Here is a 1327-nt window from a genome sequence, read left to right as displayed (position 1 = left end):
GAACGTCGGCTCGATCGTGCCAGCGTTCAAATACTTCGCAATCGTGTTACGCGACAAACCGGTATGCCGACTGATCTCGCGGATCGACTGCTTCTCGCGCAGCTTCATCCGACGGATGATGTTTAAAAGTCCCATGTGGTTCACTCCGTTGCCCCCGTCGCTCACCGCGTTGGGGGAAGGTTCACATGGCTCAATTCTCAATGGAAATTATGCGCCTAACCGGCTCAGTTCTGCGTGGAAACCAACAGCATGCGTATTGACGATAATTTGCCCACTGGTGCCGAACTATCTCTCCCTGTCGATTTCGACGGAAGCTATTTCACCCAGTTTGGGAAACGCATCATCCTGTTGGATGGCTCAGAGGAGAAAATTTCTGAGCGCGCTGATGACGACGCGTTCGAGATTATCGACATCACCGTAAAACGAAAATAGCCATGCCTAATCCAGAGAGAATTGATTTGGTCAGACTGAGGCTCGGTCTGACCAAAATGGCGTTTGCCGAACGCCTAGGCGTTGATCGCAAAACAGTACAGAGAATGGAGCAAGGGGGCGAAATTAGTGAACAGCTAATGGATCGCCTGTGCACGATCTCAGGATATAGCCGTTCGTTTTTCGAAAAGCCGGGCGTTGATTACCCATCGCCTGACGGTGTGAGCTTTCGTTCATTGCGCTCTTTAACTGCGGGCCCGCGTGACGCGGCCTTGGCGGCTGGTGCGCTTGCTTTCGAAATTGATGACTGGATTCGACACCGCTTCGAGCTTCCCGAACATTCTATTCCCCAACTAAATAATCAAACTCCGGTGGCGGCCGCTGCGGCCGTTCGTGCCGGATGGGGAATTGGTGAAAAGCCAATTGCCAACATGGTGAATCTGCTGGAAGCTCATGGTGTAAGAGTCTTCTCTCTTGTCGAGGAAACACGCCACCTCGACGCCTATTCATTTTGGAGAAATGAAAAGCCGTATGTCTTCCTAAATACGCTCAAGACAGCTGAGCACAGTCGGTTTGATGCCGCTCACGAGCTTGGTCACCTAGTTATGCATCGGCACACGGGTTCGAACCACAAAACTGCCGAAGATGAGTAAGCGCGATTTTCGATGCGCATTGACGGCGGTTGACGGATACTCGCGCTTAGCTGGGTAGCAGTACCCAGCCTTATCAGGCCGCGATGGTCTTGGAGTAATTGAACGGCAGCAGGTCGCCAATGTCGGCAGTTTCTTCGCGCTGAGGCAACTCAGTGAGGACGTGGCGCAGCCAGGAGAGCGGATCGACGCCACAGGCGCGGCAGGTCAGCATCAGACTGTAAATCACCGCGCTTGCCCTGGCTCCG

At 53.4% G+C, this 1327-nt stretch carries 3 protein-coding genes; 2 read left to right on the top strand and 1 reads right to left on the bottom strand.

Annotation, left to right across the window (positions count from 1 at the left end):
• The first annotated feature begins 249 nt into the window (after nt 1–249).
• Both AC1DTN_RS37185 and AC1DTN_RS37180 read left to right on the top strand, forming a co-directional pair.
• A complete protein-coding gene (locus AC1DTN_RS37185) occupies nt 250–432 on the top strand; it encodes a hypothetical protein (RefSeq protein WP_477925086.1) in 183 nt (60 codons plus the stop codon).
• Between the two features lie 2 nt (nt 433–434).
• Entirely contained in the window at nt 435–1082 is a 648-nt protein-coding gene (locus tag AC1DTN_RS37180; RefSeq protein WP_477925084.1) for an ImmA/IrrE family metallo-endopeptidase, read from the top strand.
• Nucleotides 1083–1155: 73 nt separating this feature from the next.
• Here the strand turns inward: AC1DTN_RS37180 and AC1DTN_RS37175 are convergent.
• Nucleotides 1156–1327: transposase domain-containing protein (locus tag AC1DTN_RS37175; RefSeq protein WP_477923213.1), on the bottom strand; the 172-nt coding region annotated here is incomplete at its 5' end.

It is taken from the genome of Rhizobium sp. 01T444, from assembly GCF_056398305.1.
The sequence above is the reverse complement of the archived record's forward strand: the minus strand, read 5'-3'. Positions and strand labels throughout refer to the sequence as shown.

Bases quoted from the DNA above. Each gene is read 5' to 3' on its own strand.
- AC1DTN_RS37180 (WP_477925084.1), top strand. From the start codon at position 435: ATGCCTAATCCAGAGAGAATTGATTTGGTCAGACTGAGGCTCGGTCTG.
- AC1DTN_RS37185 (WP_477925086.1), top strand. From the start codon at position 250: ATGCGTATTGACGATAATTTGCCCACTGGTGCCGAACTATCTCTCCCT.